Raw genomic sequence first — 26103 nt, 5'->3', positions numbered from 1 at the left:
CGGTTTGAGGCTGGATGCAGAGGGGCAGCTGGACGGAAAAATACCGATAGCAAACTGTGATTAAGTTTGTCATTGTGCTGGCATCGGAGCTGCCACTAAAAAAACAGCTCCGGTGCAGAGGCCGTCAGGTGCCGGGTTCAGCTTTTGCCTGACAATTCAGTTCTCCTTGTTGGATCCAAAGCAGCAGGCGGCCGGACAGCAGCCATAACAGCAGAGCTGAAACTGCAGCTGTAATGGCAAAACCTGCAAAGATGGCCATGGCATTTTGTTGCATCTGTTCGGCCGAATTCTGTTGGGTGCCGATCAGAGCACCACACCAGCCTGCCACTTTATTGGCCATGGCAATAAACAGATACCAGATCCCCATCACCAGTGAGGCCATCCGCAGTGGTGCCAGCCGGCTGACCATAGATAAACCCACAGGAGAAATACAGAGCTCGCCCAGGGTGTGGCATAAATAAGCCAGCACCAGCCACCATAAACTGGCTTTGCCGACGCTTTGATACTGCAAACCTGCCAGCACCAGGCAAACAAAACCAGCACTGAGAAAGAGTAAACCCAACACAAATTTTTGCTGGGCACTGGGGCCACGATCACCGGCTTTTAACCAAATGCCTGCTAGTATTGGCGCAAAAACCAGAATAAAGAATGGGTTCAGCGATTGAAAATAAGTGGGGTTCAGTTCCATTCCCCAGAGTTCTCTGTCGACAAAACGGTCGGCATAAATGGTCATTAAGCCTCCGGCCTGTTCAAAACCAGCCCAAAAAATGACGGTAAACAACCCCAGCAGCAATAAAGATTTTAATCTGCTTTGTTCTTCAGCCGTCAGTGGCAAAACAGGCGAGGCTGAAATCTGCAGGTTTCGTTTGAGCCCAATGTCACCTAACCAGCCCGGCGCCAGTAAAAAATGTAAGACAAAAGCCAGCAGCATGCCTATGCCTGCCAGCAAAAAACCAGCCTGATAATTGCGATATTCCTGTCCTTCCACCTGATAAGCAAACTGCTCAATGGTTAAACCTACAGCTATACCTGCCAGAAACATGCCTGAATTAATGCCCAGATAAAAAATGGTGTAAGCACTGTCTCTGCGTGGGTCCTTGTTGTGGTACAGATCGCCAACCATAGTGGAAATATTGGGCTTAAATAAGCCATTGCCTGCCACCAGTGCCGTTAATCCCAGATAAAACAACAGGTCGGGCTGACTGAACCACTGCGGAGGTACAGCCAGCATAAACTGACCAGAAGCCATCAACAGAGAGCCTGCCAGCACAGCCAGCCGTTGCCCGAGGTAACGATCCGCCAGATAACCACCGAGCACCGGAGTTAAATACACACACATGGTAAAGCTGCCATAAAGTTGCAAGGCTCGGGCTGTATCCCAGCCCAGTCCCCCGCCATGGCTGCTGACCTGATCTGTTAAATACAGCACCAGCAAAGCCCGCATGGCGTAATAAGAGAAACGTTCCCACATTTCTGTACCAAACAATAAAAATAAGCCTCTGGGATGGCCCAGGTACTGTGGTGTTGAACTGGAATTCATAGGGGATCCTTTTGTGGTTCATCCTGCTTCAGCCGATGAAAATGTTCAGCGCTGACCGGTAAATGAGCGGGCTGCAAATAACTGCGATACAGGTATTTTCCGAGGTAAAGGGCTGCTGTAGTTTCCGCTTTGGGTTGGGAGACCTGCTGTTGTAAAAACTGCTGAAACTGCAGTTCTGAGCTGGAGGCCAGTTGCTGTAACAGCTGTTGGTAACCGGCAAAAAAGTCCTGACTCAAATGTTGTTTTAACAGTCTGAGCTGTTGTGGCTGCTGTTGCTGAAGAAACAGCCAGGCCCAATAAGACCAGCGGTAGGTCAGATCCAGACCATCTGTATAGCGGGTTGCAAAAATTTGTTCTAACGAAGGGCGCTCTTCTGCTTTGGTTTTTGCCAGCAGTTCTCTGGCTTTGTCATTGTGCTGGCCTTTGGCAATCAGTTCCGCCAGGCCTTCGCTCCACCAGACCATTTGTGTCGGGAAATGCTCAAAAGGGCCATAACTGACAAAACGGCCATCCAGATAATGGATATATTCATGTTCCAGGTTCCAGACCGCAAAGTCCTGCTGCCAGAAATGCTGAAAGCTAAAAAAGCGCGCCTGATTGTCCGGATCCGAAGGTGTACCTTCAATATACATACCGCCATTGTTGGTATGAATATTAAACAGCAGGGATCCATAGAGGTTGTAGTCGCTGTAATGGTCAAAAATTACCACTTCCAGTTGCTGATTCAGATCATTGGCTACAGGCTGTTGTTGGGTATCGAGCAATGAATGAAACTTATGTTCCAGCCCTTGCAGTTGTTCACAGCTTTGTTTGAGCTGAGATTCTGTGATGCTTTTAGCCCGGATTTTCAAACGTTCAGAGCAGTGGTAGTTCAGCGGCAAAGCTTGTGTCAGGTCCGGATAAAGGCACTGGCCGGCAAACTCCTGTTCGCAGTTGTCTCTGACCCTGAAAGAGTTCACCAGATAGAGCTGGCTAAAAAGTTGTTTCCGCTCTGTCGGACTTACGTCTTTGTGTTGTTGCAATAAAGCCAGAACCTGCTGATCCAACTGCTTTTGTTCTGCCTCATCCATCAGAGGGTGCAGATAGGCCAGAGTCCACAGCAGATGCTGTAATTGCCAGCCCTGGCTTAGCGGAGTTAATTGCAGCAAGAAGCTGGCGGGCTTTAGTTGCAACAAAGCCTGAGTTAAGTCCGGATCAGAACGGCCATAATAGAGGCCAAATGCCAGGCTACGGATCTGTTCCCACCAGCTGTAATGCTGCTGCAGTTCGTCAGATAAGATCAGCTCCTGCTGCAAGAGCGGCAGCAGAGGTTTTAGCTGTTCAGGCCAAAGCGGCTTGAGTTCAGTGTCAGGGTAAAAACGGTACAGCAACACTGCATAGTGTTCCTGCAAGCGCCAGCCAGGCAGCTTGCTTTGACTGAATTCTGGCTGTTGACTGAGTTGTTGCAGCAGTTGGTGCAGCAATTTTAGTTCAGCCGCAGGCATCTCTGTCACTGCATGCTGGTAAGACAAATGCCTTAGCTGCTGTAAAGCCGGAGTCACCCCGGTTTCAGACAGAGGGTTTTGCTGCAGACTGTGTTGCAATTGCTGCAGCGCAGGATAAAACGCTGAATGGTTTTTAGCCTGAACTAAGTGTGGCCAGGCTGACCAGCAGCACAGCAGAAAGAAAACAAAAGTGTGAAATTTCATTTTTGGATTCATCATTAAAAAGGCCTTTGCCACAGCAAAGGCCTGAGCCGGATCAGAATTGGTAACGCACCACAAAAGACACAAGACGGTTGCTTTGCAGAGCCGTTGGGCTATTCCAGTCCGGGTTAGCGGCAAAGCTGCCATCGGTTCTGGTGATTTGTGCCACTTCGTTGACATTCACAGGGGTGTCGAAGTTGAACAGGTTATAGACAGTGGTTTTTAACGTCAGATCGCCATCTGCCACTTGAGTGTGATAAGTCAAAGACAGATCAAACTCGTACAACCACTTCAGGCTGCCAGCTGAGCCTCGTGGGGCTGGTGTACCATCCCAGTCGTAGAAAGAGGCTTCGTTATACCATTGGCTGGCACACCACTGTGCCCATAAACTGGGTTCTTTACAGGTGTCCACTCCTGAAGGGTGAATGCTGAATTTATTCAGAGGCGAGCCTGATGTAGCTCTGGCAACAAAACCCAGATCCCACTGCTCAGCCAACTGGTAAATACCACTGAGTTTCAGCGCATGACGATGATCGTTAGGTAAATTGCCTCTGCCATGGTCCATCAAATCGGCATAGTCATAGGAGGTGGTCCAGCCCGGATCGGCCTGACCATTGTCAGTGCGCACCAAACCTTCTGTCATGCCCCAGCTGTGTGACCAGACATAAGATGCCCAGAGTTGCAGATGATCTGTGGGCTTGCCCTCAAGGCTAAATTCCCAGGCCAGATATTTGCGTTCAGGTTTGGGTAAACGTAAATCTTCTGCCGACAGCTGTACTTTTTCTTTTGTTCCATTTAAATCAAAATCATAAAAGAATGTGACATCTTTACCCGGGTTCAGCAGGGTGTAGAAGTAATGTTCTTTGGCCTTGTTCTCTATATTGTTTTGTTCCAGCCATTTAGCAACAACAGGCCCAAGATCTGAGTCTTCAATCGATTGTTTCAGCTCGCGGTAAACAAAACGTACTCCACCTTTGAGGTTGTCATCCAGTTGTTGTTCATAACCTAAGGTGAATTCGTCAGAGTACATAGGGCCCAGATCATCAGCGGCAATACGATCCACATCCACTGCACCACTCTGGACCACATTGGTTGCCACTAAATCGCCGTGGCTTGGCGAACCATCCGCATTCAGTACCAAAGTCCCATCCGGGTTCAACTGATCAGGTAAATAATAAAAATGCACATCTTTTTGCCCGCTGGCCTGTTTGATATTCATATTGGCGGCAATAGGCTGGTAGTATCGGCCAAAAGTGGTGAACACTTTGCTGTTACCATCGGCTGATGGATCCCAGATCAACTGCAGGCGTGGCGCTATTTGCTGCTTTAAATCCAGATAAGCTTCACCTGTACTTGCTGTATTTTCGAAGCTGCTGTAACGAAGCCCGGCATTGAGCACCAGTGAATCATTGATCTGCCAGCTGTCCTGCAGATAAAAAGCCAAAGAATTAACTTCGGTTTTACCTCCTACATCACGTTGGCGCTGCCGCACATAAGTACCGGCTGGCAGGTCAATCCGTGGAATGGCGGTGTAAGTACGGTATTCCCACCAGCCGCGCGCATCTGCGACACCATTCTGGAATTCCAGATAATCCACATCTAGCTGTTCTGCATCAATGCCAAACTGCAAGGTATGGTTATCCAGGGCATAGGTCAGATCCAGTCTGAACTGATCGCGTCGATAGGCTTCGCTGACCAGATTATTGGTGGTCCAGTCGCCGTAGCGCTGGCCATTCAGATTGACATAATCCCAGATTCCGGGAAAGGTATTGGTGGGTTTGGTGTGGGTATTATCTTCAACCCGGCCTAGCGTAGCGGAGACGGACAGTTCATCTGTGACAAAGCCCTGATAACGGGCCGAATACATTTTGCCACCTGAGCCGCTTTGGGTCAGGCCTGTCTCTTCACCACGACCATCAGCAGTGGTCCATTTGTAATTCTGATAACTGTTATCCACAGTGTTGTCGAGCGCTGTGACCGTCAGCACATGATCATCTGTAATATACCAGTCCATATTCAGGAACCAGCGATCTTCATCTTTTTTATGGTTGGTAAATACAGTGGCTGCAGAATTGGCGTATTCTGACTGGTAGCGGCGTGGGTTGAGCAGCGCATAAAAAAACAATTTGTCCTGGATTAATGGACCGCTGGCCCAGATATTGGCTTCGCGAAAACTGTCTTCGTACTCTTCATTATTAATAGCAAAGCTGCGATTGTCTTTGTACACCGAATCATGGGCAGAAAACAATGCAGCAGGGTCGTATCTTAATTCAGCGCCAAATTCAAAATCATTGCCACCAGAGCGGGCTATTGCATTGACCACACCACCGATAAAACGATCGTATTCAGCGGAAATGCCGCCTGTTTTTACCTGTGTCTGAGCTATAGCTTCCCATGGCAGATCGATAGAGCCTATACCTGTGCGCAGTGCACTGATATTCATACCATTGAGGAAATAGCCATTCTCAGCTGAGGAGGCACCACCAAAGCTGGAGGCGTCAAACTCAGAGCTGCGGGCCACACCTGGTGTCAGCAAGGCTATGTTTTCAAAGCCTGTATTGACGGGCATTTTGTCCAAAGTGACCTGATCAAAGGTTAAACCTGCAGTGGAGTCTGAGGTGTCAATTTGCCGGATCATGCTGCCCTGAACTGCAATACGTTCTATGTTTTCTACGCCTCCCAGCACAGGGTTAAAAATAACGGTTTGGCCCAGTTTGATCTGAATACTGTAGTTATCCAGCACTGTCTGGTTATTTTGCTGAACTTTGAGCTGATATTCACCTACAGGTAAGGCTCGCAGTATGTATTCGCCTTGTGCGTTACTTTGCACTGTGCGGCTGAAGCCCTGACTTTTGTGAGTCAGGGTGATACTGGTTTGCCCTGAGGTTTGATTGACAACCCCTTTGAGCATGCCCGTTGTATTGTCCTGAGCCTGCACTGATAGTGTGCCCAGACTCAGCAGCAATGAGGCGGCCAGCAATGAAAGTTTAAATAAGTTACCCCTGTTGAGTGTGTTCATAAATCCTCTTTTTGTATTATGGATATTGTATATTTTATGTTTTTGCACGGATGCAAAAATTCAGCAGCTGTCAGGCAACTGCTGAAAAAACTAGAACCTGTTGATCCGGTACGGCGTCAGTGAAATCGCAGGTTGTAAAGCACGAAACAGACTGGTCAGCAGCTCGGCCGAAAATGCGGCCTGAGTTAAGCCCAGATGCTGATGACCAAAGTTATAAAACACCCCTTTATGCACAGGGCAGGGGCCGAGTACAGGTAAAGAGTCGGGTAAGGAAGGCCGGTTGCCAGCCCAGGGCAGGGCTGTGTTACTGGCTTGTAAAGGCTGGTTCAGCAGAGCTTCGGCATGCTGTTTTAATATCAGGGCTCTGCGGTAGTCCGGATCCGAGTTCAACCCGGCAAATTCGACAGTTCCGGCCAGCCGCAGCCCCTGTTGCATAGGGGTCATAATAAACTTGCGTTCCAATGAGCTGACCGGACGTTTCAACGCTATGGGCTGTACCATCAAATGGTAACCCCGCTCTGCTGTCAATGGCACAATCCAGCCCAGCTGTTTGGTGAAATGACCTGAATGGGCGCCTGCCGCTATCACCAGTTGCTTACTGACAATCTGTTGTTGTCCGGTCTGGATCTGGATCCCTTGTGGTCTGACACTGATGTGCTGCACTGCGCTTTGTTGCCATTGACCTCCCAACTGGCAAAACTTATCAAACAACAGCTGGCACAACAGGTAAGGATCCGGGCTGTGCGCCACTTCGGTAAAATCAAGTGCTGCTGTTAAGGAGCCGCTGAGTTCAGGTTCCAGTTGCTGCAAAGCAGCTTTGTCCCGCCAACTGACATCTATACCTGCCTGACGGAAACTCTGGTAACAAGATTGCAGCTCTTTGCTGTTGTGTTGCTCTGTGACCAGTAAAGCGCCCTGGTACTGGATCTGATCGGAAAGCTGGCACAGCTCCAGCAATGTTTGCCAGCTTCGTATGCTTTGGTGATTGAGCTGACTTAATGCCTGTTGATGGGCAAGGCGTTTATCTTTGCTCATATTGGCGAGAAAGCGGCCAAACCAGGGTAAAGATTGCAGCAAATAATTGGCCCTGAGTTTAAGCGGGCCAACAGGGTCTAATAACATGGCTGGCAGTTGCTTCAGCAAAGATGGCTGAGCCAATGGAAATACCTGTTCAGTAGCAAAATGCCCCGCATTGCCTCTGGAGCAGCCAGAACCTGGCCCGGCCTGATCCAGTAATAAGGTCTGAAAACCAGCCTGCTGTAAAAACACAGCTGTGGTTAAACCTATAACTCCTGCCCCTATGATCGTGACTTGTTGCATCAATGGATCCTAAAAATACTTGATATTGTAGATTGTATACAATATTCTTTTGTCGATCGCAACCAAAGAGGAAAAAATATGCACCACAAATGGCAAGGGGTTTACCCGGCAATCTCGACTCAGTTTTATGAAGATGGATCTATTAATTATCAGGCCAACAGAAGGATGCTGGAGCAACTGATTGAGGATGGGATCAACGGTATTATTGTGCTGGGTACTGTGGGAGAAAATGCCTCTTTAACATCAGCAGAAAAGCGGGAATTTCTGCAGCATACAGTACGCACTGTTAATGGCCGTATTCCGGTGCTTGCTGGCTGTACTGAACATAGTGCAGGCGAGGCCATTGATTATGTCAAAGCCGCCGAACAAATTGGTGTGGATGGCATTATGTTGTTGCCAGCAGTGGTATACCGCGGCACGGACAGGGAAGTGCTGACGCATTATCAACTGGTGGCCAGAGCCACTAAATTGCCCATTATGGTGTACAACAATCCGGTCAGTTATGGCGTGGATATTCATCTGGATATGATGGCGATATTGGCGGAAGAGCCGAATATTGTGGCTATCAAAGAATCTACCACTGACACCCGCCGTATCAGTGAGTTGTATCAAAGGTTTGGCCAGCGTTTTGTCATTTTCTGTGGCGTGGATGATATAGCGCTGGAGTCTGTGCTGCTTGGTGCTACAGGCTGGATCTCTGGTTTAACCAATGTGTTTCCCCGTGAGTCTGTCGCCTTATTTCGCTTAGCTCAGCAAGGCCGGCTGGCTGAAGCCAGGGAGTTGTACCGCTGGTTTATGCCTTTGTTGCGTCTGGATACAGTGCCTACTCTGGTGCAATGCATCAAGCTGGCGGAGCAGATAGTAGGGCGGGGTCATGAAAATGTGCGTTTACCCCGTTTAACACTAGTGGGAGAAGAGCGGCGTTATGTAGAGCAAGTGGTGGCTGCAGCGCTGACCAACAGACCGGATCTGCAGGCTTTATCCACGACCGCAGCGGAGTAAGCTGATGATACAAGGAACATTTTTTTGCATAGACGCTCATACCTGCGGTAACCCTGTCCGCTTGGTCACCAGTGGTCACCCTGAGTTACGGGGCCGTACTATGAGTGAAAAGCGGCTGGATTTTATCGAACGCTTTGACTGGATCCGTCAGGCTCTGATGTTTGAGCCCAGAGGTCATGCCATGATGTCTGGCTCCTTTTTATACCCGGCTTGCTCAGACAATGCCGACGCTTCGGTGTTGTTTATTGAAACCAGCGGCTGCTTACCAATGTGTGGCCATGGCACCATAGGAACAGTCACCGCAGCTTTGGAGCAGGGTTTGCTGCAGGCCAAAGTGCCCGGAGAGCTGGTGCTGGATGTGCCTGCAGGTCAGGTGCAGATCCATTACCAGCAGCAGGACGGTAAAGTCAGCTCTGTGAAAATCCGCAATGTTCCTTCGTATCTCGCCATTCAGGATGCCAGTGTGCATGTAGCTGAACTGGGAGAGATCCGTTTTGATGTGGCTTATGGGGGCAATTTTTACGTCATTATTGAGCCGCAGCCTAATTTCCCCGGCCTGGAACACTGGAGTGCAGCTGAAGTTTTAAGGTACAGCCCCTTGGTGCGCCAGGCCGTCAATGCAGCTTTTGAGGTGGTGCATCCTTTGGATCCCAGTATCAGAGGCATACGGCATGTGCAATGGACAGGCAAAGCCAGAAATCCGGGCTCTGATGCAGCTAATGCGGTGTTTTACGGCGAAAATGCCATAGACAGATCGCCTTGTGGCACAGGCACCAGTGCCCGTATGGCTCAACTGTTCAGCAAAGGTTTGTTAAAGCTGGGGGACAGCTTTGTGCATGAAAGTATTATTGGCAGTCAGTTTATAGGCCGTATTGAAGCAGAAACCGAAGTAGCAGGGCATCCTGCCATTATCCCTTCTATTGAAGGCTGGGCCAAAGTTTATGGTTTTAATCAGATCCAGGTGGATAACACAGATCCCTATGCCTATGGCTTTGAGGTGAAATGATGATTAGCGGACAACAGTATATAGCCGGCCACTGGTGTGGTCAGGCGGAAGAGGGCATTCAGTCCTTTGACCCGGCCAGTTCGAGCCCTTTAGCTTATTCTTTTGCCGAAGCCAGTGCTGAGCAGTTACACCAGGTGACCAGTGCGGCCGAGATGGCCTTTGAGCAATATCGCCAATTGCCAGCACAACAGAGGGCTGATTTTTTACAACGTATTGCGGCTGAGCTCAAAGCCTGTGCGGACGAATTGATCCCGGTGGTGATGGCTGAAACAGCACTGAGCAGAAGCAGGGTGGAAGCTGAGCTGCAAAGAACTTGTTTTCAACTGAGTTTTCTGGCGGCCGAAATGGTGAAGTTAGCGCCGATCAACGATGCTGCTTTGCCTGAACGCCAGCCTGTGGCTAAAGCTGGTTTACAACTCAGACAGGTTCCGCTTGGACCTGTGCTGGTGTTTGCTGCCAGTAATTTTCCCTTGGCTTTTTCAGTGGCAGGAGGAGACAGTGCTGCGGCTTTGGCGGCAGGTTGTTCTGTGATAGTGAAAGCCCATAGTGCTCATCCCGCCACCTCTGAACTGGTGGCCAAAGCTATTGCCAGGGCTGCGGATCACTGTGCTATGCCTGCCGGAGTGTTTAACCTGATCCAGGCGCGAAATTACCAAAGTGCAGAGCAGTTACTGCTGGACCCAAAAATTAAAGCTGTAGCTTTTACCGGTTCTCAGCAAGTGGGATTGCATTTTGCCAACCTGTTGCAACAAAGGGCTGAACCCGTGCCCTTTTATGCGGAACTGGGTTCGCTGAATCCTGTGTTTGTATTGCCAGGGTATCTGGAGCACCAGCCAGAACGGCTGGCTGAGATGTTGGTGCACTCTGTCAGTCAGAGTCAGGGCCAGCTTTGCACTAAACCCGGTCTGGTCTTGTTACCTCAGGGTCCGGCATTGCAGAGGTTTTTACAAAAGCTCAGAGATCTGGTCAGTACCCAGCAGGCTGGGCCTTTACTCAGTGCCAAAATTGCAGCGGGTTACAGCAAAACCGCAGAGCAGTTCAGGCAAATGGCCGGGGTTGAGCTGTTGGTTGAAGGAGTTGGAGAGGAGCTGGGCTGTGATCGCAGGCTCAGGGTGTTTTTAACGGACAGCTCGGTGGTCGTAAGCCAGCCTTCGCTGATGGAAGAAATTTTTGGCCCGGCCACAGTCCTGGTGTTATGTCAGGATGTCACTCAAATGCAAATGTTGGCGACCTTGTTTGCTGGTCAGTTAACCAGCAGCTTTTTTGCAGAGCCAGATGAGCTTAAACAACATAAGGCGCTGATCCGGCAAATGGAATTAAAGGCTGGCCGTCTTATCGCCAATATGATGCCAACAGGGGTTGAAGTGTCTGCAGCAATGCAGCATGGCGGCCCTTTCCCGGCAGCCACAGACAGCAGAGTCAGTGCTGTAGGCGGTAATTCCTTACAGCGGTTTTTACGGCCTGTGTGTTATCAGAATATGCCGGATCTGGATTAAACGGCTTCTGTTGGGGCTGAGCAAAAAAACTCCTGAACCTTATGGTCCGGGAGTTTTTTATTTGCTGTTTTTCCGGATATGGAGTTGCAGACGAGAGTCAGCACAAATTCTCCAATCTTTTTTGCAAAAAACGCTGCTCAGCCTGTTGGCTGGTTTTACTCAGGGCTTGCTGGTAATAAAACCGGGCTTGTTGGGTTAGCCCCAGTTTGTGGTGTATATCGGCTAAAGCGGCGTCGAGCAGGTGATACTGTGATAATTCGCCACTTTGTTCCAGTGCCAGTAAAAGTGGTAATGCCACAGCCGGGCCTTGCGCCATGCTGATAGCTACAGCACGGTTTAACAGCACTACAGGTGAGGCTTCAAAGCGATATAGCACATCATATAACGCCACAATTTGTGGCCAGTCGGTGCTTGCTGCAGTGGGGCTTTCGGCATGCAGTGCAGCTATGGCGGCCTGCAAACCATAAGGGCCAATACGACGGCCCGTTAAAGAGCGTTCGACCAGTTGAACCCCTTGTTGGATCAAAGTTGGATCCCATAAACTTCTGTCCTGATCGGCCAATAAAATCAGATCACCCTGTTGATTGATACGGGCGTGACGCCTCGATTCCTGTAATAACAATAAAGCCAATAAGCCCATAGTTTCAGAGTCGGTTTGTAACTCCAGCAATAAATAACCCAACCGTATTGCCTGAGCACAGAGCTCTGCACATAGCAGCTGATCGCCCGAACTTTGGCTATAACCTTCGTTAAACAGCAAATAAATGACTTTAAGCACGGCATCCAGCCGCTCTGGTAATTGCTCTGGAACTGGGATTTCATAAGGAATAGCGGCGTCACGGATTTTGTTTTTTGCCCGCACTATTCGCTGGGCTATGGTGACAGGGTTGGTTAAAAAAGCCTTGGCAATTTGCTCTGTGGTTAAACCACAAATTTCTCTTAGGGTTAAGGCAATTTGAGCTTCGGTGGATAAAGCCGGGTGGCAGCAGGTAAATATCAGTCGCAGCTCATCGTCTTGCCAGTTTTGATGATTTGCTTCATCGGCTTGAAAAGCTTCGCTGTCTTCATCTTGCTCAAACAGCCATTGTTGTTGATATTTACGCTGGGTTTGCTGCTGACGAATTTTATCTATGGCTTTAAAGCGTCCTGTGGAGACCAGCCAGGCTCTGGGTTGTTCTGGTAATCCGTCAACGGGCCATTGCTGTAAAGCAGAGGCAAAGGCCTCCTGCAGTGCTTCTTCAGCCAGTTCAAAGTCACCCAAAAGCCGGATCAGGGTGGCCAGCACCCTGCGGCTTTCTTGTTGGTATAAAGCCGAGATAGTTTCGGCTGTAACCTTGCTATTCAACAGCTTACGAACTTTGCATAGTGGCGAAGTCAGCAGCAATGTGTTGAATATCTTCAGGAAAATCTTCAATGTCCTGAATTTGCCGCACTTCAATTACTTCGTTATCACCAGCTGGACATAAGCTGGCCCAGCGAATAGCTTCGGCTCTGGATTTCACTTTAATCATCCAAAAACCACCCAGCACTTCTTTGGTTTCAGTAAAAGGCCCGTCTGTGACCAGCGGCTTACCTGCGGTAAAGCTGACGCGGGCTCCCATAGAAGGTGGATGTAAACCTTCACAGCTCATCAAAATACCAGCGTTGTGCAATTTTCTGTTGTAGTCCATCATGGCTTCCACAGCTGCGGCTTCGGGCATAGCGCCTGGTGCTGCGCTTTCATAGCCTTTAGGGATCATCAGTAACATAAATCTCACATCACACCTCCAGTTGCCGCACAGGCCGAACCTCAACAGAACCAACCCGGGCTGCCGGAATACCAGCAGCCAGTTGAATAGCTTCGTTTAAGTCTTTGGCTTCCACCAGATAAAAACCAGCCAGTTGCTCTTTAGTTTCAGCAAAAGGGCCGTCGGTTAACAAGGTTTTACCGGCGCGAACCCGCACTGTGGTGGCTGTGTCTATCGGCTGAAGCGCTTCGGCGGCCAGCATACGGCCACTGTTTTGCACTGATGTTGCATAAGCAAAACATTCTTCGTCTTTGGGGCTGTCGGGCAAGGAGTGCAGCAGCTTTTCATCGCTGTAGACTAAACATAAATATTTCATAGCTGCTCCTTAAGCCTCTGGTGTCAGTTCAAACAACACGGCGCCTGATACCATATCAAAAGGCACGGAAAAATGATCATGAATAATGCGCCAATGACCTTGTTGCATCTGCCAGCCTTGAGTCAGGCGCATCCAGCAGCCCTGAGTTTCGCCTTTTTCATTGCTGCCCTCGCAGTACACCAGCGCATGACTGAATGCCAGTTGGTCGTTTTGCTGAATGTTTAAATCGCGCAGTTCAAACTTAGAATGGCCACCAGGGCAGAATTCCATACAGTGTTGCCAATGGCTTTTGTAGGCGGTTTTACCAATAAACTGCAATTGAGCGACAGCGTCATAGGCAATCAGCTCGTCGGCGTAAAAAGCCATGATCTGTTCCATCGACTGGCTGGCTACTGCACTGGCCCATTGTTGGGATAACTGTTGAATGGATTGAGTCATGTTGTGTTCTCCTTAGGTTGATTCACTGAGTAGTCGGCTTAACCTGAATGAATTCGACAGCCTGAAAAAAATATTTTTTATTTGCTCCAGCAGAACTAAAACGACGTACTAATCACACATCAGGGAGAAAACAGTGCTACAAGGGATGTTACATCCTGCAGCCCATCAGAGTCGTTATGCCGCAACGTCAACTTTATACCAGTGTAGCTCTTGAACAAGCAGCCCGGCCTTTGTTGCAATTAGTGCAGCATTTAACAGGACTGAATACCACCTTTATAACCCGTATTGACTGGAAAGCTCTGACCCAGCAAGTGGTGCTCGTGGAAGGACAACTCAGTGTTCCAGTACAGGAAGGTGCTGTGGTTGAATGGTCCGATTCGATGTGCCGTCTGTTGTTTGATGCAAAACTGGAGCAGTCAGATGCAGTGCCAGAGCTATTTCCCGGATCAGCAGGTGTGGCTTTGGGGATGCAAAGTTTTTTTGCTTTGCCAGTGTTATCTGAAGGTAAAACCATAGGTACTTTGTGTGGTGCCAGTAACAACCTTGTGGTTATTAAAGACCATACGTTAATCAGCCTGAAACTGATTGCAGACGCCATCGCTTACCAGATGGCATTGGACCAACAGATGCAACTGCAACAAAAAAAGGCCAAAGTGGCAGAAAAAACCATAGATAAGCTGTACCAACAGGCACAGCAAATGGAAAACCTGGCTCATACCGACGAGTTAACAGGCCTGGATAACCGCCGGGCTTTTCAAACCAAATTTGAACAATACCAGCTTCAGTCCGAAACTCAGGGCACTGCTTTAGCCTTGATGATGATTGATATCGACGAGTTTAAGCAGCTGAATGATCAGCATGGCCATGAAACCGGCGATCAGGCATTGCAGCATTTAGCCACTGTGTTGGCGGCGGTGGCCAGACAAAGTGATATTGCCTGTCGTTTAGGCGGCGACGAATTTGTATTGGCTGCTGCGGATACAGATGCACAAGGTTTATTGCATTTGGCACAACGGGTACAGCATGAATTTAAGCAGCAGATGCAGCAATCAGGTTTAGAAAGCAGTTTAAGTATAGGTATTGCAAGTTCAGTGGAAAGCCCGTTGGAGCAGTTGTTACAACGCGCGGATCAAGCTTTATATAAAGCCAAAGAGTCAGGACGGAACAGAGTTGAGATTGCTGGTTAAGGAGCTGCGGCTGCTTTTTGCTCATTCTGCTGGTGCTGACGAAACCACTGCAACATGGCCTGGCGTTCCTGCTCTTTGTAGTCTGTTAACAAGTGGTCCGCATCGGTAAATTCAATTAATTTTACCGGGCGTTGCAGTTTTGTCAGTTTAGCTGCCAGTCGCTGTGAATTGTCAGGATGAACTCTTTGGTCCTCTGCGCCATACATCAATAAAATGGGTAAGCTGGCAGGTAATTCTTCAGCCCAATACAAAACAGAACGTTGTTGCAGTGCCTGTTGTTTGTTTTGATCGTAGTTAGGGATCAGGCTACGGAAAATAAGTTCCATTTCTGGCAAACGGGGCAGTTCAGTGACTAAATCTGTGGGCGCGGCAGTAATGGCCATAGCGCGGATATCATCGCGTTGCCGTGCCGTCAGATAACTCATAATGCCGCCTCTGCTGATACCGTATAAAAAAATATTATCGGCGTCGGCCTCTGGCAGCTGTTTGGCCAGCTCAATCAACTGATGAATGTCATTCACGTCATCACCACCAAACTGATCTTTGCCATAGGTGCTTTGATCTTGGGGTACAGAGCCTCTGTACTGGCTGGCCAACACAATAAAACCCTGCTGTGCTAAAGGGCTTAGCTGGCGTAACACAGAGACAAAATCCAGCCTGCCTAAAGCCGCATTTCCGCCTCTGTTGTAAATAATCACAGGCCATTTTTTAGTGCTTTTGCTGTGAGGTTGTAAACCCCAGGCCTGAACCAACAGATTATCGGATTGGTATTCCAGTTGAGCGCAATGCAGTTGGTGTTGGGTGACTTCGAATTGATCTTTGGGCAGCAACCAGGGCATTAACCAGTGATCCATGCTGTACCAGGGCGTGTAAGTGCGGACCTCATCAACCAGTTGCTTATAAGTGGGGTAAAGCTCGAGGCAAGACTGCTGTTTGGCAAAACCCGGCCAGCTCAAAGCAGTGCCCTGAGCAGAATAACCAAGCAGCAAAACGAACCAAAACAGTTTCATAGCCAACCTCGTAAATAAAACTGTCTGAGTGTAACGCTTTAGCAGGTTAATTTGTGCTTGGTTTTGTAACAAAAATTAAGATTGTGGCCAGTCCCATGAACCAACATGCAGCTGGCCCTGCCAGTCTTCAATCAGTAACCAGACTTTATCACCGGCTTTAGGTTGAGCTGTGGCTTTGGCATGCACATGCTGAGCAAAAGAGCTGCCATGCAAAATACTCAAATCGCTTTTGGCAAAATCTTCGATGGAAGGTTGCTCTGCTGCTACCGCCATATAAGCCTGACGGATATTGGCCACACAACCTTCACAAAATTGCAGGCTGAAATCTTTTACCCAATCGCCATGATGCTGGTATGGCCCGTCGTTGGTGAGAGGGGTTGGCGTAACTTCAAAAGCTCCCACTTTCTGAGTAGGCCATGATGGTGGAAATACCGGACTTAAGGAGTCGTATAAAAACCAGAATGGCAAAATCAGCACTAAAGCATTGAGCTTAAATTTATTGCGTTGCCACCAGGTGTCTGAGCGTTGAGCCATCAGGAATTTACCTCTGTAGTACTGTAACTGACAATGGGTTCAGCTCGGGCCGCTTTGACAGTGCGACTGCCCCAGATCATAAAACCTGTGATTGACATACCAGATAAGACTAAGCCAAACAGGAACCAGATCATTTTGGTCCAAATGCCCCCTAAGGTGCCGTAATGCAGCGGGTCAGCAATATGGCTCAGCACTTCAAGGCCGCCCATTTGCTCCGGCGTATGTACGTCAGTCACCTGACCTGTCCATGGGTTTATCGCCACAGAATAAGAATACTGATCAAAAAATATCGAATCGCCAGAACCTGAAATACGGTATAAATCACGGTTGTGTTCTGGCATGGCAATATAAGCAGGTTGTAGCTCTGGCAGGGTTTGTTTGGCAATCACCAGGGCGTCTTCTAAAGAATAAGGTGGTGTTTGTTTTTGACCTGCGGCCGGCACTTCAGCTGCCGTCAGAATTTGCGTTTCATGGTAAAACTCTATGTCGTTGTGCCATAAAATAGCCTGCACCAGATACCATAAACCCGTCAGACTCATCACCACTAAAAACCAGATTGACCAGACACCAGCTAAACGATGTAAGTCGGTCAGCAGGGTTTTACGGCCCTGATCCAGCCGCACTTTAGGTTGGGTAAAAGAGCGCCAGAAGTTTTTATAAATGACTAAACCCGTGATTAAAGACGCCAGCATCAAGAGTGCCATACCGCTGACCAGGTAATAACCAAGGCTGTAGCTGCTTTGCCATGGAAAGAGCAACCAACCGTGTAACGATCGCATAAAGCTGATGAAGTTCAGGCCATAATTCAGCTCCTGCACTTTGCCTGTGTACTGGTTGACATAAGCTATACCAAATGGCGCTTTTGCTGAGGAAAACACAATGGCATTCACCAGATAAGGTTCCATTACCATCACAGTACCAATTTCAGCGTCAGGCACTTCAGTTTTTACCGCTGCAATCAGTTCAGTGGCAGGTTTCACTGGCAAGTTTTGTGGATTTTCCGCCCTGGCATTGGGGTTGGTCAGCCAGGTCAGTTCATGACTAAAAACAGCAATGGTGCCCGTTAAACACACAGCGCAAAAAATAAGCCAGACAGGTAAACCTACCCAGCCATGCAATAAAAACCAGAAGCGTTGTTTGAGTTTAAACACCGGACGTTCAGCCTTATCAATGAACAATGAAAACGGTACCAATAGTAATGCGGATAAGAATGGTTATCAATGGTCTTGCGGTGATTGGCTGTGGTAACACGGCCTGTGTTTTTACTTTAGCGATGCACATATAAGGATTCAGGTTGAGTCATATGAAGCAGAATTTTTAACGCTTTCGCCGTTGGCGAGATACTTTCTTTTGCGTCGCCAAAAGAAAGTATCCAAAGAAAAGGCGACCCTGGCCGCTGCGAAAGCCCGCTCAAAAAAGTGCGTCCAAGGCGACTCGGCAACTCGTTCGTCGCTACCGCTCCTCGCTCAAACACTCCTCGTCTTAAAACCTTGGCCACCCATTTTTGAACGGCTTGCGGCTAAGGGGAGGGGAGAAGTAGATGGATTTTTTGTAAAACAGACCACTAAATAAAGCTAACTGTTTAAAAAAAGGGGCGTCCGTTGGGAATGGGACCGGACGCCCAAAAGGTTACTTTTTTACAAAGGCTGGCGGGGAGCCAGCCTTCAAACTCTTTACTCTTTCACTAAGGCTATTTGTGCAGTGCCTTGCTCCAGTTCTAAACCACCCGAAAAGGCGCGGTAGACAGAGACTAAACGCTGGAAGCTTTGAGTCGACAATGCTGCCTGCTGATCGCGGGCTGCTAACCAGTCGCGTTCGGCGTCCAGTAAATCCAGAAACTCAGTGGTGCCTGCTTCGTATTGAGCCCGGGTTAGCTGCACGGCCTGTTCAGTGGCAGTTACTTGTTGCTGCGCGCTTAACTGCTGCTCACGGCTGGTTCTGTAGCCGTGTAATGAGCTTTGCATTTGAGCCAAAGCATCAAATACGGTCTGCTGAAAGCGGGCAAAAGCCATCTGCTGAGATGCTTCAGCGCCACGAATGCGGGCCTGAATTGAGCTCAGCTCTGTGGCTTGCCAGCGCAAACTAGGCGCTATACTCCAGGCTTCGTTGTGTGAACCCAGGCTCAGGCCAGGGCTTGCAATAAAACCTAAAAAGCCAGTGACAGAAACTTCCGGGTATAGCTCTGCTGTGGCTACCCCTATATCTGCAGTACTGGCGGCCAGTTCACGTTCGGCAACTGCTACATCAGTTCTGAACTTTAAGTAGTTGTGCTGATTGGCAAAAGACAAAGGTGTTGTCAGTTCTGGCAGACTTTGTTTTTCACCTTTCCCCAAAGAGCCATCAAGCACAAACTGCTCTGCAGCTTGCGCCACTAAAGCGGCTATAGTGGTGTTAGCCTGAGCTTTGGCAAACTGAAACTGTGGCATTGTGCTTTGCAACTGATACATCTGTGCGTCGATACGGCTGATTTCCAGATCGGACGCAAAACCTGCATCGCGGCGTGCCAGAATAATCTGCTTGGTACGGCGTAAATTCCCCAGGTTTTGCTCTGCTACAGTGAGACGCAGCTGAGCGCCACGGTAGTCGCCATAACTGGCGGCGACCTGAGCTAATAATTGCACTTTGGCTTCCTGCCAGGCCAGTTCAGCTCCTTGTGCTCTGGCATTGGCCGCTTCTGACGCGCGGCGCAGTTTGCCAAATAAGTCTAAATCCCAGCTCAAAGCACCACCCAGGCTCGCCTGACGCTGAATTTGCCCTGCGTTTTGTGTTGCGCTGTCAGGGATCTGATTGTTTTGCTGACTCGCCGTAATATCCATACGAGGCCAGCCATCATTGTCGCTGTCTTCAAAGGCTGCATAAGCACGTTTTACGTTGGCTTCTGCCGCAGCTAAAGTTTGGTTATTCAGCAAGGCTTTTTCTATCAGTTGATCAAGCACAGGGTCATTAAACTGCTGCCACCAGTTTTGGGCTTTATCTGCTGCTTTATATTCAGCAGGCAGTTGCACCTGATTGGCTGCCGCAGACGCTGCATAGCTTGGGCCTACTGAAGCACAACCAAACAGCAGTGAGGCTAATGCCATACTGATAGCGGTTAAACGAATGGTTTTACGCATGATGAGTTTCCTCAGTTGCTGTAACTTTTGAACTGCCTTGGGCCAGTTGGCGATCACGGCGTTTGGCCAGAGCGTAATAAAATAACGGGGTTAAGATCAGGCCGAAGATAGTGACACCAATCATACCGGCGAACACAGCTACACCCATGGCCTGACGCATTTCCGAACCTGCTCCGCTGGAGAACACCATAGGCACCACACCCATAATAAAGGCGATGGAGGTCATTAAAATCGGACGCAAACGTAAACGGGCCGCTTCCAGAATGGCATCCATAGTGTTCATGCCGTGATCCTGCAGCTCTTTAGCAAATTCGACTATTAAGATGGCGTTTTTCGTCGCGAGCCCCACCAGAACTATCAACCCTATCTGAGTGAAGATGTTGTTATCACCGCCGTAGATCCATACCCCTGTCATGGCCGACAACAAGGTCATAGGCACAATCAGGATAATAGCCAGTGGTAAAGTTAAGCTTTCGTACTGCGCCGCCAGCACCATAAACACCAGCAGTATCACCAACGGGAATACCAGCAGTTCAGCGTTACCTGCCAGAATTTGCTGATAGGTCAGTTCTGTCCATTCGTAGGTCATGCCAACAGGTAAGGTTTCAGCCAGAATTTTTTCAATAGCAGCCTGCGCTTCACCTGTACTGTAACCAGCAGCTGGACCACCGTTAATTTCGGCCGTGGTGTAACCGTTGTAATGCATCACACGGTCAGGACCAGCCGAGTGCTTCACGTTAATGAAGGAACCCAGCGGGATCATTTCACCGGCGTTATTGCGCACTTTCAGCTGACGAATTTGTTCTGGGTCCTGACGGAACTGCTCGTCCGCCTGCACATTCACCTGATAAGTCCGGCCAAACTGGTTGAAGTCGTTGACATAAGCCGAGCCCATATAAACTTGCAGCGTCTGGAATATCTCATCCAGATTGACACCTTGTTGTTTGGCTTTGGTGCGGTCTATGTCTAAATCCAACTGGGGTACGTTCACCTGATAACTGGAGAAGACACCCGCCAGTTCAGGCGTCGCCCAGGCTTTTTGCATCACTTGCATGGTCACAGCAGCCAGCTCTTCATACCCCATATTGGCTCTGTCCTGAATTTGCAGACGGAAACCTCCAATGGTGCCTAAACCTTGTACTGGTGGTGGCGGGAATATGGCGATAAAGGCGTCCTGAATACCAGCAAACTTCTGGTTTAACGCAGCGGCTATCGCATTGCCTGATAATTCAGCTGAACCTCGTTCGCTAAAGTCATCCAGACCAACAAAAACTATGCCTGCACTTGGGCTATTGGTAAAACCATTGATCGACAAGCCAGGGAAGGAGATTGAGTTCGCCACACCCGGATGTTCAGCCGCAATACGGGACATTTCTTTAATCACAGCTTCGGTTCTGTCTAAAGACGAAGCGTCCGGTAACTGAGCAAAAGCCACTAAGTACTGTTTATCCTGACCTGGTACATAACCTGTAGGGGTTTGCTGGAACTGCACTGCAGTTAATCCCACTAAACCAATATACAAAATACCGATAATGCCACCAAAGCGAATCACTTTACGCACCATCAGGCCATAACCTTTGGACGCTTTGTTAAACAGGCGGTTAAAAGGGGCAAATAACCAGCTGCCAAAAGCTTTGTTCAGGCCACGGGTTAAGGCATCAGGCTTAGAGCCATGAGGTTTTAGCAACAGAGCCGCCAAAGCAGGGCTTAAGGTCAATGAGTTCAGCGCAGAGATAAAGGTAGAAATAGTGATAGTTAAAGCAAATTGTTTATAAAACTGGCCTGTTAAACCTGACATAAAAGCGGTAGGAATAAACACAGCAGCCAGCACTAAAGTAGTTGCAACTATAGGGCCTGTCACTTCTTTCATGGCTTTTTGGGTAGCGGCCATAGGAGATAAACCATCAGCAATATTACGCTCAACGTTTTCGACTACTACTATGGCGTCATCCACCACTATACCTATGGCCAATACCAGACCAAATAAGGATAAAGCGTTCAGCGAAAAACCCAGCAGATGCATAAAAGCAAAGGTACCGACCAAAGATACAGGCACAGCCACTAAAGGAATAATAGAAGCGCGCCAGGTTTGCAGGAATAACACCACCACCAGCACGACCAGTAACACAGCTTCCAGCAAGGTTTTCACGACAGCTTCAATAGATCCACGTACGAAGACTGTAGGGTCGTAGACGATGTCGTAAGTTAAACCTTCAGGGAAACCTTTAGACAGTTCAGCCATAGTGGCGCGCACATCATCAGAAATCTGAATTGCGTTTGAACCTGAAGCCTGGAAAATAGGAAGAGCCACAGCGTCTTTATTGTTTAATAAAGAACGTAAGGCATAAGACTGAGCACCTAATTCCACCCTGCCAATATCGCGGATACGGGTCACTTCGCCGTTTTCACCGACTTTGACGATAATGTCTGCAAATTCCTGCTCTGTGGTTAAACGGCCTTTCACATTTATCAGGATTTGGAAATCACTGTCACCTGCAGGTTGAGCCCCTAAAGAACCTGCTGCAGCCTGTTGGTTTTGCTCGCGAATAGACGCAATAATTTGCGCAGGCGATAAACCTACAGCCGAGACTTTATTTGGGTCCAGCCAAATGCGTAAACTGTATTCGCTGGCACCAAATAATTGTACAGCGCCAACACCTTCTATACGGGCTAATTCATCTTTCACGTTCAGCGCCGCATAGTTTGATAAATACAACATATCGTATCTGTCGTCCGGTGAGGTTAAATGCACCACCATGGTTAAGTCTGGTGATGATTTCTCAGTGACTACACCTAAACGTTGCACTTCCTGCGGCAAGCGAGGCCTGGCTCTGTCGACCCGGCTTTGCACTTGCGTCTGAGCACGGTCTACATCTGTGCCTATAGCAAAGGTGATGGTCAAGGTCATACGGCCATCAGAAGTTGCCTGAGAAGACATATACAACATGTCTTCGACACCATTAATTTCCTGCTCTAAAGGCGAGGCGACAGTTTCAGCTATCACTTTTGGGTTAGCGCCCGGATAGTTGGCCGTCACGACCACAGTAGGTGGCACCACTTCAGGGTATTCAGTGATGGGGAGTTGCCAGACTGCCAGGGCGCCGCCGATAAAAATCAGCAGCGACAGCACAGCGGCAAAAATGGGTCTTTTGATAAAAAATTGCGATAACATATCCGTTCCTTAACCCTGGTTAGCTGCTTGTTGCACAGAAGCAGCTTGTTCAGCCGCAGCGGTAAGCTCCAGCTTGCTGTCTGCCTCTAACTGCTGTTGTTCTGCTTTTAAAGCGGAAAGTTGTTGCACAGTTGCCATTTCTACCTGCTTAGGCTGAATGGTCATGGCAGGACGTACACGTTGCAGACCATTGACCACAATGCGATCTGAGGCATTTAAACCTTTGCTGATAATGCGCAGGCCGTTGACCTTTTCACCTAAAGTGACAGCACGGTATTCCAGTTGGTTTTCGTTATTGACGACCAATACAAATTTGTTGCTTAAGTCTGTGCCTATGGCTTTGTCGTCGATCAAAATGCCCTGATAGGCATTGCTGCCCACCAGTTTTAAGCGGGCGAATAAACCTGGAATTAATTTGTTATCGACGTTTTCAAAGGTAGCGCGGGCACGGATGGTTCCGGTCTGGGCGTTGATGCTGTTGTCGATAAAGTCGATGCTGCCGACATAACCAAAGTCGCTGTCACCCGCCAGTGCCATATAAACGGTGTTGTGGGCTGTGCGCTGCTCGGCTCTGTTGCCTTCAGCGGCCAGTTGAACATACTTCAGATAGGTTTGTTCGTCTGCATCAAAGTACGCATACATTTTGCTGGTGCTGACTAACGTAGTCAGTTGGCTGCTGCCAGCCTGAACAAAGTTACCCGCTGTGATTTGCGCATAAGAAACCCGGCCCGAAATTGGCGCTTTCACCTGGGTAAAAGACAAGTCCAGTTCAGCGCGCTGTAATGCGGCTTTAACAGAAGCCACAGTGGCTGCTGATTGCAATTTACGGCTTAAGCGGGTATCCAATACTTCTTCAGAGATCGCCCGTTGTTTTTTCAAGGCTTCAGCACGACGGTAATCATTGTCGGCCAGTTTTTGCGCTGTTTCAGCATTGGATAACTCAGCTTTTAAGCGTGCTACTTCAGTGGCAAAAGGACGGGCATCAATCTGGAACAGCAGGTCGCCTTGTTTGACTAAAGCGCCTTCAGTGAAAAACACCTGTTCGATATAACCTGATACCCTTGGTACTAAAGTGACAGTTTCAGGCGCCTGCAAGCGACCGGTAAACTCATCCCATTCAGTAATTTTTTCATGTACTACTGTAGCCACATTGATTTCTGGTGCTGCCATAGCGCCAGGTGCTGAGGCTTCCGGCGTGCCACAAGCGGATAACACTAAGGCAGCTATGCTTCCCAGTACAAAGGTTCGGATAGTGTTGTTGCTCATGACGTTTCCTCGTTCAATTGGGTCAATAAAGAGATTTGGTTTCAACTTTTGTTGTACAAACTAGTTTCATCTGTTAGTTTTGTACTGGTCGGTAAATATATAGAAGTTCAATCAAGAGTCAATTAATATTTTGTACTGATTGGTAAAAAACTAAAGAACCTTTTGGACTGAGCAGAAAAACTTTGGTTATAAGCTTTAGTTTTGTTGGTGAGCAGGACTACTGCCGGAGGCTCTGTTCACGACCTACAGCATAAAATCTGTGCTGTGTTTGCTGAATATCCAAAAGCCGCGTCGTATTGCCTAAAACTACCCCAGAGTAACGAAGCCAAGCAGGGCCAGATAACTGGTCTGTCAAGATAAGTTGCTATTTCATACAGTAATGTACCGACTGGTAGGTATTCCTTTCTGGACATGTGTTGCCAGGCAGTTTAAGCTAGGGCATCGTTTTTAATCCGGAGTTTGAAATGTCAGCAACAGGGGTAACACCAGCGCCTACAGTGGGACGCCCGCGCGCTTTTGACATGGAGAAGGCCTTACAAAAGGCATTGGAAGTTTTCTGGCGTAAAGGTTATGAAGGCGCATCCTTGCCCGATTTATGTGAAGCTATGGGCATTAACAAACCCAGTTTGTATGCCGCTTTTGGCAATAAAGAACAGCTGTTTTTAAAAACCATAGAGCTGTACGAAAACCGCCCTTGTGCGTTTTTCTATCCGGCATTGGAGCGGATTACTTCTTATGAAGTGGTGCAGCATATGCTTTGTGGTGCAGCCAGCGCCAATGCTGATCCGGATAATCCACCGGGCTGCGTTATAGTGCAGGGCGCTTTGGCCTGCAGCGAATCCGCTACTTTTGTCAAAGAAGCGCTGATTGCCAAACGTCGTGCCGGTGAAGTGGCTTTATGCACTCGTCTGGAACAAGCCAAAGCAGAAGGCGATTTGCCCGCTAATGCTGAGCCTGCCGCTTTGGCACGTTATATACTTGCCGTACTTCAGGGCATGGCAGTGCAGGCGACCAGTGGTGCTAATTGCGCTGAGTTAAAGCAGGTTGCAGAAACCGTACTTGCTGCCTGGCCTGGTAAGCGGCCAGAGCTTGAATGAATTCAGCCTGACACAAAGGGACATTTAATGTCCCTTTGTTATTTAAATCTCTTAGCAAAATCAAGTTATATCATCTTCGTTGGCACTCCATTACACCTCTGCTAGTGTTTAACAATCAAAGCCCGCGCTTGAGGTTGTTATGCCATTCTCTTCGCCGCAGTTTCAGCAGAAGCTACTGGAATTTATTGAAGTTTGTACTGACGGTTATGCCGTTTTAACGGCAGACGACAAAATGCTGGGGTGCAATCAGGCGTTCTGCGATATTTTTTATCAGGATCAGCGCAAGATGCTGGGTATTTCGTTTGATGGTCTGATGCGGCTTGCTTTTGAAGAGCGTAAAGGCATCCGGATTGAAGCGGACAACATCGAAGAATGGCTGGCTCAGGCGCAGCAAAAGAGGCGGCAAAACCCCTTTCGATTGTTTGAAGTGGATTTAACGGATGGCCGCTGGTTTTTGTTCTCTGAACAAATTTTGCCTTCAGGTGAAATGCTGATCCAGGCTAAAGAAATAACCAAGCAGAAAGTGCTGGAGCATCAGCTGTACAGCAAAGTAGCTACTTTAAGTGAGTTAGCACTAACAGACGAATTGACCAAAGTAGCAAATCGTCGTTGTTTTGTAGATTCAGTGGACGCTGAACTTGCCCGTTGTCAACGCAATGAAAACCCTGCCGCTTTGTTACTGCTGGACTTAGACTTTTTTAAATCTGTGAATGACACTTACGGTCATCAGGCCGGAGATGAAGTACTGAAGGCCACTGCCAACCGTGTTAAAAAAGCCTTGCGGGAATACGATATTTTTGGCCGTATAGGCGGGGAAGAGTTTGCTGTGTTTTTATCAGAAACGGATCCGGCAACAGCGCTGCATGTGGCTGAACGGATCAGAGTGATTCTGGCGGATTATCCAATCAAAGCTGGTAGCGCTGAGTTATGTGTGACTACCTCTATTGGAATTGCCTTAACTCACGGCGAAAGCAATTTTGAGGAATTGTATTTGCAGGCCGATTCAGCGCTTTATATGGCTAAACGTAATGGCCGTAACAGGGTGGAGTTGTTTGCGCTTTTAAGCGAATAAACAGGCTGCTGCTTTTATACTAGATGTAAAAAGGGCCCGCAGG

The 26103-nt window shown here is 48.5% G+C and carries 20 protein-coding genes; 6 read left to right on the top strand and 14 right to left on the bottom strand.

Features of this window, described 5'->3' with window-relative positions; all coding sequences use genetic code 11:
- Nucleotides 1-124: 124 nt before the first annotated feature.
- The 4 genes from RHEIN_RS03510 to RHEIN_RS03495 form a co-directional block, all read right to left on the bottom strand.
- Nucleotides 125-1540 (bottom strand): peptide MFS transporter, encoded by a 1416-nt coding sequence (locus tag RHEIN_RS03510; protein WP_008897595.1) that lies wholly within the window; start codon nt 1538-1540, stop codon nt 125-127.
- Nucleotides 1537-3243: a collagenase gene (locus tag RHEIN_RS03505; protein ID WP_008897594.1), complete on the bottom strand. Its 1707-nt coding sequence runs from the start codon at nt 3241-3243 to the stop codon at nt 1537-1539. Before RHEIN_RS03505 ends, RHEIN_RS03510 begins: the two co-directional genes overlap by 4 nt.
- 37 nt (nt 3244-3280) lie before the next feature.
- Nucleotides 3281-6244 carry a TonB-dependent receptor gene (locus RHEIN_RS20875; protein WP_008897593.1) on the bottom strand — a complete coding sequence of 988 codons (2964 nt, stop codon included), beginning with the start codon at nt 6242-6244 and terminating at the stop codon, nt 3281-3283.
- 90 nt (nt 6245-6334) lie between these two features.
- The gene (locus RHEIN_RS03495; protein ID WP_008897592.1) at nt 6335-7564 is read right to left on the bottom strand and encodes an NAD(P)/FAD-dependent oxidoreductase; all 1230 of its coding nucleotides are present in this window, start codon (nt 7562-7564) and stop codon (nt 6335-6337) included.
- 78 nt (nt 7565-7642) lie between these two features.
- Here RHEIN_RS03495 and dapA point away from each other — a divergent pair, with 78 nt between their 5' ends.
- The 3 genes from dapA to RHEIN_RS03480 are packed head-to-tail and all read left to right on the top strand — an operon-like array spanning nt 7643 to nt 11068.
- Complete coding sequence (gene dapA, locus RHEIN_RS03490; protein ID WP_008897591.1) at nt 7643-8566, top strand: 4-hydroxy-tetrahydrodipicolinate synthase; 924 nt, start codon at nt 7643-7645, stop codon at nt 8564-8566.
- 4 nt (nt 8567-8570) lie between these two features.
- Nucleotides 8571-9572 carry a 4-hydroxyproline epimerase gene (locus RHEIN_RS03485; RefSeq protein WP_008897590.1) on the top strand — a complete coding sequence of 334 codons (1002 nt, stop codon included), beginning with the start codon at nt 8571-8573 and terminating at the stop codon, nt 9570-9572.
- Nucleotides 9572-11068 carry an aldehyde dehydrogenase (NADP(+)) gene (locus RHEIN_RS03480; RefSeq protein WP_008897589.1) on the top strand — a complete coding sequence of 499 codons (1497 nt, stop codon included), beginning with the start codon at nt 9572-9574 and terminating at the stop codon, nt 11066-11068. The genes RHEIN_RS03485 and RHEIN_RS03480 overlap by 1 nt, the downstream gene beginning before the upstream one ends.
- Nucleotides 11069-11165: 97 nt before the next feature.
- Here the strand turns inward: RHEIN_RS03480 and RHEIN_RS03475 are convergent, their stop codons facing one another.
- Genes RHEIN_RS03475 through RHEIN_RS03460 form a run of 4 tightly spaced genes read right to left on the bottom strand, consistent with a single transcriptional unit; the run spans nt 11166 to nt 13609 of the window.
- Nucleotides 11166-12413, bottom strand: a complete 1248-nt coding sequence (locus tag RHEIN_RS03475) for an RNA polymerase sigma factor (RefSeq protein ID WP_008897588.1) — start codon at nt 12411-12413, stop codon at nt 11166-11168.
- A 4-nt stretch (nt 12414-12417) separates the two neighbouring features.
- On the bottom strand, nt 12418-12816 hold the full coding sequence (locus RHEIN_RS03470) for a YciI family protein (RefSeq protein ID WP_237704330.1): 399 nt from the start codon (nt 12814-12816) through the stop codon (nt 12418-12420).
- A 10-nt stretch (nt 12817-12826) separates the two neighbouring features.
- Nucleotides 12827-13171, bottom strand: coding sequence for a YciI family protein (locus tag RHEIN_RS03465; RefSeq protein ID WP_008897586.1), 345 nt, complete (start codon nt 13169-13171; stop codon nt 12827-12829).
- 9 nt (nt 13172-13180) lie between these two features.
- Complete coding sequence (locus RHEIN_RS03460) at nt 13181-13609, bottom strand: YybH family protein (RefSeq protein WP_008897585.1); 429 nt, start codon at nt 13607-13609, stop codon at nt 13181-13183.
- A gap of 176 nt (nt 13610-13785) precedes the next feature.
- Here RHEIN_RS03460 and RHEIN_RS03455 point away from each other — a divergent pair, with 176 nt between their 5' ends.
- The gene (locus RHEIN_RS03455) at nt 13786-14796 is read left to right on the top strand and encodes a GGDEF domain-containing protein (protein ID WP_008897584.1); all 1011 of its coding nucleotides are present in this window, start codon (nt 13786-13788) and stop codon (nt 14794-14796) included.
- Here RHEIN_RS03455 and RHEIN_RS03450 read toward each other — a convergent pair.
- The 6 genes from RHEIN_RS03450 to RHEIN_RS03420 form a co-directional block, all read right to left on the bottom strand.
- The gene (locus RHEIN_RS03450; RefSeq protein ID WP_008897583.1) at nt 14793-15806 is read right to left on the bottom strand and encodes an alpha/beta hydrolase family protein; all 1014 of its coding nucleotides are present in this window, start codon (nt 15804-15806) and stop codon (nt 14793-14795) included. The two genes, RHEIN_RS03455 and RHEIN_RS03450, sit on opposite strands and share 4 nt — an antisense overlap.
- Before the next feature lie 75 nt (nt 15807-15881).
- Complete coding sequence (locus RHEIN_RS03445) at nt 15882-16340, bottom strand: hypothetical protein (RefSeq protein ID WP_008897582.1); 459 nt, start codon at nt 16338-16340, stop codon at nt 15882-15884.
- A complete protein-coding gene (locus tag RHEIN_RS03440; RefSeq protein WP_237704328.1) occupies nt 16340-17518 on the bottom strand; it encodes a PepSY-associated TM helix domain-containing protein in 1179 nt (392 codons plus the stop codon). Before RHEIN_RS03440 ends, RHEIN_RS03445 begins: the two co-directional genes overlap by 1 nt.
- 495 nt (nt 17519-18013) lie before the next feature.
- Nucleotides 18014-19453, bottom strand: a complete 1440-nt coding sequence (locus RHEIN_RS03430; RefSeq protein WP_008897580.1) for an efflux transporter outer membrane subunit — start codon at nt 19451-19453, stop codon at nt 18014-18016.
- Nucleotides 19446-22625, bottom strand: coding sequence for an efflux RND transporter permease subunit (locus RHEIN_RS03425; protein ID WP_008897579.1), 3180 nt, complete (start codon nt 22623-22625; stop codon nt 19446-19448). Before RHEIN_RS03425 ends, RHEIN_RS03430 begins: the two co-directional genes overlap by 8 nt.
- A 9-nt stretch (nt 22626-22634) precedes the next feature.
- Entirely contained in the window at nt 22635-23891 is a 1257-nt protein-coding gene (locus RHEIN_RS03420) for an efflux RND transporter periplasmic adaptor subunit (protein WP_008897578.1), read from the bottom strand.
- Nucleotides 23892-24355: 464 nt separating this feature from the next.
- On the opposite strand from RHEIN_RS03420, the gene RHEIN_RS03415 reads away from it, so the two are divergent.
- Together RHEIN_RS03415 and RHEIN_RS03410 are read left to right on the top strand one after the other, a co-directional pair.
- Nucleotides 24356-24988, top strand: coding sequence for a TetR/AcrR family transcriptional regulator (locus RHEIN_RS03415; RefSeq protein WP_008897577.1), 633 nt, complete (start codon nt 24356-24358; stop codon nt 24986-24988).
- A 139-nt stretch (nt 24989-25127) separates the two neighbouring features.
- Nucleotides 25128-26060 carry a GGDEF domain-containing protein gene (locus RHEIN_RS03410; RefSeq protein WP_008897576.1) on the top strand — a complete coding sequence of 311 codons (933 nt, stop codon included), beginning with the start codon at nt 25128-25130 and terminating at the stop codon, nt 26058-26060.
- Nucleotides 26061-26103 lie beyond the last annotated feature (43 nt).

This window comes from Rheinheimera sp. A13L (genome assembly GCF_000217935.1).
Classification (GTDB): Bacteria; Pseudomonadota; Gammaproteobacteria; order Enterobacterales; family Alteromonadaceae; genus Pararheinheimera.
This window is presented reverse-complemented; position numbering and strand designations above follow the sequence as displayed.